The sequence below is a fragment of the Angustibacter speluncae genome, assembly GCF_054777815.1.
Genome location: NZ_BAAHAF010000082.1, coordinates 1 through 6,320, shown reverse-complemented (window position 1 = coordinate 6,320; position 6,320 = coordinate 1). Strand labels below are relative to the sequence as shown.

Genomic DNA, 6,320 nt, shown 5'->3' with positions numbered 1-6,320 from the left:
AGCCCGGCGGCGAGGCTGCTGCGGCTGTGGGTGACCGCGCGCGGTGACGCGGTCGTGCCCGAGGGCCCCGCGTGGACGGCCGACCTGCTGCCCGAGGTCGCCGCGGCCGTGGGCATGGTGCGCACCGTGGCCGAGCTCGACCCCGCCGGCCGTGCCGACCTGCTGCGGCGGCTGGGCGAGCAGGACGCCGTCGACGTCCCCACCCTGCTGTCGACCTGGGCGGCGCTGTCGTCCGACGACGGCGGCGCCGAGGAGCTCGACCTCGGCGGGCGCACCTGGGCGCTGGACGCCGACGGCCGTCCGGTGCGGGTCGCCGCGGACGCGCCCGTCGTGGTCGACGACGCCCGCTGGTGGCAGCGGGCCGACGTCGGGGCGCGGCTCGTGCCCGCCCCGGGACGGGCCGAGCGGCTCGCCGACCTGCTCGACCTCGACCTGTCGTCCGACCGCGCCGACGGCGTCGTCACGTCCACCGGCACCCCGGCGCCCGTGCCCGCCGCGGTGCGCGACCGGTGGCCGGTGCTATCGGCGTCCTGGTGGGAGCACGACGACCTGCGGGTCGACGACGTCCCGGTCGACTGGTGGGTCGACGACCGTGGCGTCCACGCGGCCACCGGTGACGGGCTGGCGCGGGCGCTCGCGCACGCGGCCGGCGACTGGGCCGCCCGGCACCTGGTGGCGCAGCTGCTCGACGACGCCGGCGCCGACGCGGCGCTGGTCGAGGACGCGCTGGGCTGACCCCGGTCGGTTCGGGGGCGTCAGTCGGTGCGGCCGCGGACGTGCCGCAGCTGCAACCAGGCCAGGCCGACCACGCCGAGGACGAGGCCGGCCGCGCAGGTCCACACCCACCAGCCGGTGCCCGCGCTCTCGAGCTGGTCGCGCCGCAGCAGGCAGACCACGAGCAGCACCGCCCAGACGGCGCAGCCGACGAGCACGGTGAGCCGGTCGTTGGTGCGCAGCGGCTCGACCTCCGTCCGCTCGCGGTGCTCGGTGCCCTGGGTCCCCACGGGTCCAGGGTAGGTGCCGGAGGGGCCGTCCCCGGACCGGTCCGGACGATCTGGCGGACGGGTCGTCCACGCCGTCGCGGGCTCTGGCAGGATGCGCCGCGGCTCAGCCGAGCCCTGGGTCGGACCCGCCCTCGAGGAGCATCCGTTGACGTCACTGCGCAAGGACGAGCCCGCCGGCAGCCCGGCACCCGCACGCGGCGGCGTGCTGGAGCGCTGGTTCCAGGTCTCCGCCCGCGGGTCGAGCGTCGGGCAGGAGGTGCGGGGCGGCGTCGCCACCTTCTTCACGATGGCCTACATCGTGGTGCTGAACCCGATCATCATCGGTACCCAGGCCGACTCGACCGGCGGCTTCCTCGGCGGCGGTGACGCCCCGAACCTGGCGATGGTCGCGGCCGCCACCGCGCTGGTCGCCGGGGTGCTGACGATCCTCATGGGCGTCGTCGCGAACTACCCGCTGGCGCTCGCCACCGGCCTCGGGCTGAACGCGTTCGTCGCGTTCGGCGTCGCCAAGCTGCCGGAGATGACCTGGGCCGACGCGATGGGCCTGGTCGTCCTCGAGGGCCTGATCATCCTGGTGCTGGTGCTCACCGGCTTCCGGCAGGCCGTGTTCCACGCGGTGCCGCCGCAGCTGAAGGTCGCGATCTCGGTCGGCATCGGCCTGTTCATCACCATCATCGGCCTGGTCGACGCCGGCTTCGTCCGCAAGGCCGGCGGCGGCCCGGCGCTCGAGCTCGGCATCGGCGGGTTCCTGTCGGGCTGGCCGACGCTGGTGTTCGTCCTCGGGCTGCTGACGATCATCGTCCTGTACGTGCTGAAGGTCCGCGGCGCGATCCTGATCGGCATCGTCGGCGCGACGGTGCTGGCGATCGTGATCGAGGCGATCGCGAAGATCGGCCCGCGCGAGTTCGACGAGACCGGCGCCGTGGTGAACCCGGAGGCGTGGGGCCTCGGCGTGCCGGCGCTGCCGTCGTCGGTGCTGGAGGTGCCCGACTTCGGCCTGCTCGGCCAGTTCAACCTGCTCGGCTCGTTCGGCAAGATCGGGTTCGTCGCCGCGATCCTGCTGGTCTTCACCCTCCTGCTCGCCGACTTCTTCGACACGATGGGGACGATGGTCGCCATCGGCGCCGAGGCCGACCTGCTCGACGACGAGGGCAACCCGCCCAACACCACGCGCATCCTGGTCGTCGACTCGGTCGGCGCGATCGCCGGTGGCGCGGCGTCGATCTCGTCGAACACGTCCTACATCGAGTCGGCGTCCGGCGTCGGCGAGGGCGCGCGCACGGGCCTGGCGTCCGTGGTGACGGGTGTGCTGTTCCTGCTCGCGACGCTGTTCGCGCCGCTGGTCTCGGTGGTGCCCTACGAGGCGGCGACGCCCGCGCTGGTCGTGGTCGGGTTCCTGATGATGCAGCAGGTCAAGGGCATCGACTGGGACGACCTCGAGCTCGCGATCCCCGCGTTCCTCACGATCGTGCTGATGCCGTTCACCTACTCGATCGCCGCCGGCATCGGCGCCGGCATGGTCACCTACGCGCTGATCAAGCTGGTGCGCGGCAAGGCCCGCGAGGTGCACCCGCTGCTCTGGGTCACCGCCGCGCTGTTCGTCCTCTACTTCGCGATCGACCCCTTCAAGGAGCTCGTCGGCGTCGGCTGACGCCACGACGCCGCGAGTGGTTGCTTCCGGCGCGACGAAGCAACCGCTCGCGGCGTCGGGGCCCGCGTCGTCCACAGCCGCCCGGGTGCGGCTGCCGTCCACAGGCGGGGCCTCGGTCCGGACGCAGGTGACGGGGGCGGCACGACGCTCCCGGGGTGCCGACACCACGACGTCCGCTCCCGGCCCACCTCCGGTCCCGACCGTTCACGCTCGCCGAGGCGCGCGCCGCGGGCATGACGCGCCAGGAGACCCGGCACCCGTCGCTGCGTCGCCCCTACCGCGGCGTGCTGGTGCCGGATCACCTGCCGGACGACCTGCGCACGCGGTGCGTCGCCGCCTCGCTGGTGCTCCCACCGGCCACCGCCTTCGGCGCGGCCACCGCCGCCACGCTGCTCGGCCTGCCGCTCCCTGCGGCGGTCGACCCCGCCCGCCACCACGACCCGGTGCTCGACGTGGTCGTCCCGCCGGGCGCCCGCAGCCGGTTGCCCCGTACCCGCGCCACGACCGGACGCTCGCCGGGCCGGCCCGCTCCGGTGGGACGCCTCGTGCTGGTGCCCCCGGCCGCGGCGTGGGCGGGGCTCGGTGGCGTGCTCTCCGTCGACGACCTCGTGGTGCTCGGCGACGCCGTGGCCCGTCGGGTCGGACGGGGCCGGCTGCGCAGCGTCCTGGACGCCCCGGGCCAGCTGGTCGGCCGGTCGGTGCTCGAGCAGGCCTACGACCTCGTGCGCGACCGGGTCGACTCACCCCAGGAGACGCGGCTGCGGTTGGTGGTGGTGCGCGGGGGCATCCCCGAACCGGAGGTCAACCGCGACGCGTTCGACGACAGGGGCGGCTGGCTCGCCGTCCCCGACCTCGGGTGGCACGCGCAGCAGGTCGCCCTGGAGTACCTCGGCGACGTGCACCGGACCGCGAAGGGGCGCTGGCGCAAGGACGTGCGCCGGCGCGAGGTGCTGGAGGACAACGGCTGGGTCGTGCACTTCGCGACGGCCGACGACCTCCGGGCGCCCGCCGAGCTGCTCGCCCGCGTCGCCGGCAGCCTCCGGTCGCGTGGCCTGTCGTGGCCCTGAGGCCGCGAGTGGTTGCTTCACCCGCCCTGAAGCAACCACTGGTGGCGTCGGCGCCTCGAGCGGCGTCAGGCGAGCTCGAAGTCGGCGAAGTCGAAGCCGGGGGAGACCAGGCAGCTGACCAGGGCGTGGGCGTCCGACGGGAGGGTGCGCTGCCAGACGCCCGCCGGGACGAGCACCTGCGGCGCGTCGACCGACACCTCGTGCACCGCCTCGCCGACCGGCGACGGGCCCGAGCCCCCGAGCTCGAGCGCCACCGTCCCCCGGTGCGCGAGCCAGACCTCGTCGGACGCGACCCGGTGCCACGCGGACGACTCACCGGCCGGGAGCAGGAAGTGGATCAGCGTCGCGGTCGGCCGCACCCGACCGTCCGGCAGCGTCACGTCGACGGGCGAGGCCCAGGTCTGCCGGTACCAGCCGCCCTCGGGGTGCGGCTCGAGGTCGAGGTCGTCGGCGAGGGCGGGGCGCGGCGTGGTCACGCGTCCCACGGTACGGACAGCACCCCGTCCCGATTTTCGTTAGCAACGCTAATGACCTAAGGTAACCATGTGCCTACGCTCGCCTCCGCCTCGCTCGCCACCGACCTGCGCGTCGCGCTCATGCGCACCGCGCGGCGGCTGCGCGTCGAGAAGTCGTCCGAGGCGATCACGGACGCGCAGTACTCGGTGCTCGCCTCCCTCGACTGCGACGGCGCCCAGACGCCCCGGTCGCTGGCCGACCGCGAGCACGTGCAGCCGCCGTCGATGACGCGCATCGTCAACGCGCTCGTCGAGGCCGGGCTGGTCACGCGCACCGACCACCCGGACGACGGCCGGCAGGTGCTGGTCGAGATCACCGAGGCCGGCCGCGCCGAGGTGAAGGAGACCCGCCGCCGGCGCACCGCCTGGCTGGCCGGCCGGCTCGCCGAGCTCACCCCCGACGAGCGCGACACCCTGGCGCGCGCCGCCGAGATCCTGCGACGGGTGGTCGCCAGGTGAGTCCCACCTTCGCCTCGCTGAAGGTCCACAACTACCGGCTGTACGCCACGGGTGCGCTGGTCTCCAACGCCGGCACCTGGATGCAGCGCGTCGCCCAGGACTGGCTCGTCCTCACCGTCCTCACCGACCACTCGGCGGTCGCCGTCGGCATCACGACCGGGCTGCAGTTCCTGCCGATGCTGCTGCTCGCCCCCTGGGCCGGTCTGCTCGCCGACCGGGTGCCCAAGCGCAAGCTGATGATCGGCGCGCAGGTCTTCGCCGGGTCGACCGCGCTCGTGCTCGGTCTGCTCGCGATCACCGGCACCGCGCAGCTCTGGCACGCGTACGTGCTCGCCGGTCTCTTCGGTTGCGCGGCGGCGCTGGAAGCGCCTGCGCGCCAGACGTTCGTGGCCGAGATGGTCCCCGAGGACAAGCTGTCGAACGCCGTCGGCCTGAACAGCGCCTCGTTCCACCTGGGACGCCTGATCGGCCCCGCCCTCGCCGGTCTGCTCATCGCGGCGTTCGGCACCGGGCCGGTGTTCCTGATCAACGCCGCCACCTACGGCGCGACCATCCTGGCGCTCAGCCGGATGCGCGTGCGCGAGCTCATCCCGATCGAGAAGGCGCCGCGCGGCAAGGGCCAGATCCGCGACGGGATCCGTTACGTGCGAGGGCGTCCCGACATCCTCGTCATCATGGGCATCGTCGGCATGGTGGGCACGTTCGGCATGAACTTCCAGATGACGACTGCCCTGATGGCGACGCAGATCTACGACAAGGGCGCGGGGGAGTACGGCCTGCTCGGCTCGGTGATGGCGATCGGCTCCCTCAGCGGCGCCCTGCTCGCCGCCCGGCGCACGCACCCCGGGATGCGCCTGCTCGTCGGCGCCACCTTCGTCTTCGGCGTCACGGCGACGCTCGCCGCGTGGATGCCCACGTACGCGCTGTTCGCGATCGCGCTGGTGCCCGTGGGTCTCAGCTCGCTGACGCTGATGACAGCGGCGAACACCATCGTCCAGATGACGACCGAGCCGGCCATGCGCGGACGCGTGATGGCGCTCTACATGGCGATCTTCATGGGCGGCACGCCGCTGGGGTCGCCGATCGTCGGCTGGGTCGGCGAGCAGTTCGGCGCCCGGTGGACCATCGCGCTCGGCGGCATCGTGACGTTCGTGGTCGCGCTCGTCGCGGCCGCCGTGGTGGTGCGCCAGCGGCGCCTGGTGGTCGGCTACACCTGGGCACCGGTGCCGCACCTGACGCTCAGCCCGCCGCCGCGCGAGCGGACCCGCGAGGCGCTCGAGCTCGACGACGCGTCCGGGCGGACGGCCGCCGCCTGAGCGGACCGCGCGGCCGTCAGGGCGTGGTGGTCGGCGGCGTCCCCGGCGGGCAGAGCGGCAGCACCGGCAGCAGCGGGTTCAGCACCGGCTCCAGCACGCAGGTGAGGCCGGGCACCCAGCCCCCGGGCGGCACCGGCGTCCCCGGGGCCGGGGTGGTCGGTGCCGGCGCGGGTGCGGTCGGGACGGGGACGGGCAGCGGCAGCGGCGGCAGCGCCGAGACCACGCCCCCGACGACACCCTCGACGACACCCGGTGCGGCCGGCGGCGCGGCGACGGGGGGTGCGGTCGAGGCCGGGGCGCTCGGGGAC

Annotated in this window: 6 protein-coding genes and 2 pseudogenes; 5 read left to right on the top strand and 3 right to left on the bottom strand. The window is 74.4% G+C overall.

The window, feature by feature from the left end:
- Window positions 1-735, top strand: a pseudogene (locus ACYVKY_RS09925) (sacsin N-terminal ATP-binding-like domain-containing protein); the annotation flags it as partial.
- Window positions 736-755: 20 nt separating this feature from the next.
- Here ACYVKY_RS09925 and ACYVKY_RS09920 read toward each other — a convergent pair.
- Entirely contained in the window at window positions 756-1,004 is a 249-nt protein-coding gene (locus ACYVKY_RS09920; protein WP_460434812.1) for a DUF2530 domain-containing protein, read from the bottom strand.
- 91 nt (window positions 1,005-1,095) lie between these two features.
- On the opposite strand from ACYVKY_RS09920, the gene ACYVKY_RS09915 reads away from it, so the two are divergent.
- Window positions 1,096-2,655, top strand: a complete 1,560-nt coding sequence (locus ACYVKY_RS09915; RefSeq protein ID WP_460434811.1) for an NCS2 family permease — start codon at window positions 1,096-1,098, stop codon at window positions 2,653-2,655.
- 155 nt (window positions 2,656-2,810) lie between these two features.
- On the top strand, window positions 2,811-3,722 hold the full coding sequence (locus tag ACYVKY_RS09910; protein WP_460434810.1) for a hypothetical protein: 912 nt from the start codon (window positions 2,811-2,813) through the stop codon (window positions 3,720-3,722).
- Between the two features lie 65 nt (window positions 3,723-3,787).
- Here the strand turns inward: ACYVKY_RS09910 and ACYVKY_RS09905 are convergent, their stop codons facing one another.
- Window positions 3,788-4,198: a cupin domain-containing protein gene (locus ACYVKY_RS09905; protein WP_460434809.1), complete on the bottom strand. Its 411-nt coding sequence runs from the start codon at window positions 4,196-4,198 to the stop codon at window positions 3,788-3,790.
- A 69-nt stretch (window positions 4,199-4,267) separates the two neighbouring features.
- Between ACYVKY_RS09905 and ACYVKY_RS09900 the strand changes: the two genes are divergently transcribed.
- Window positions 4,268-4,696, top strand: coding sequence for a MarR family winged helix-turn-helix transcriptional regulator (locus ACYVKY_RS09900; protein ID WP_460434808.1), 429 nt, complete (start codon window positions 4,268-4,270; stop codon window positions 4,694-4,696).
- On the top strand, window positions 4,693-6,012 hold the full coding sequence (locus ACYVKY_RS09895; RefSeq protein ID WP_460434807.1) for an MFS transporter: 1,320 nt from the start codon (window positions 4,693-4,695) through the stop codon (window positions 6,010-6,012). Before ACYVKY_RS09900 ends, ACYVKY_RS09895 begins: the two co-directional genes overlap by 4 nt.
- 16 nt (window positions 6,013-6,028) lie before the next feature.
- Here ACYVKY_RS09895 and ACYVKY_RS09890 read toward each other — a convergent pair.
- A pseudogene (locus tag ACYVKY_RS09890) lies at window positions 6,029-6,320 on the bottom strand (hypothetical protein); the annotation flags it as partial.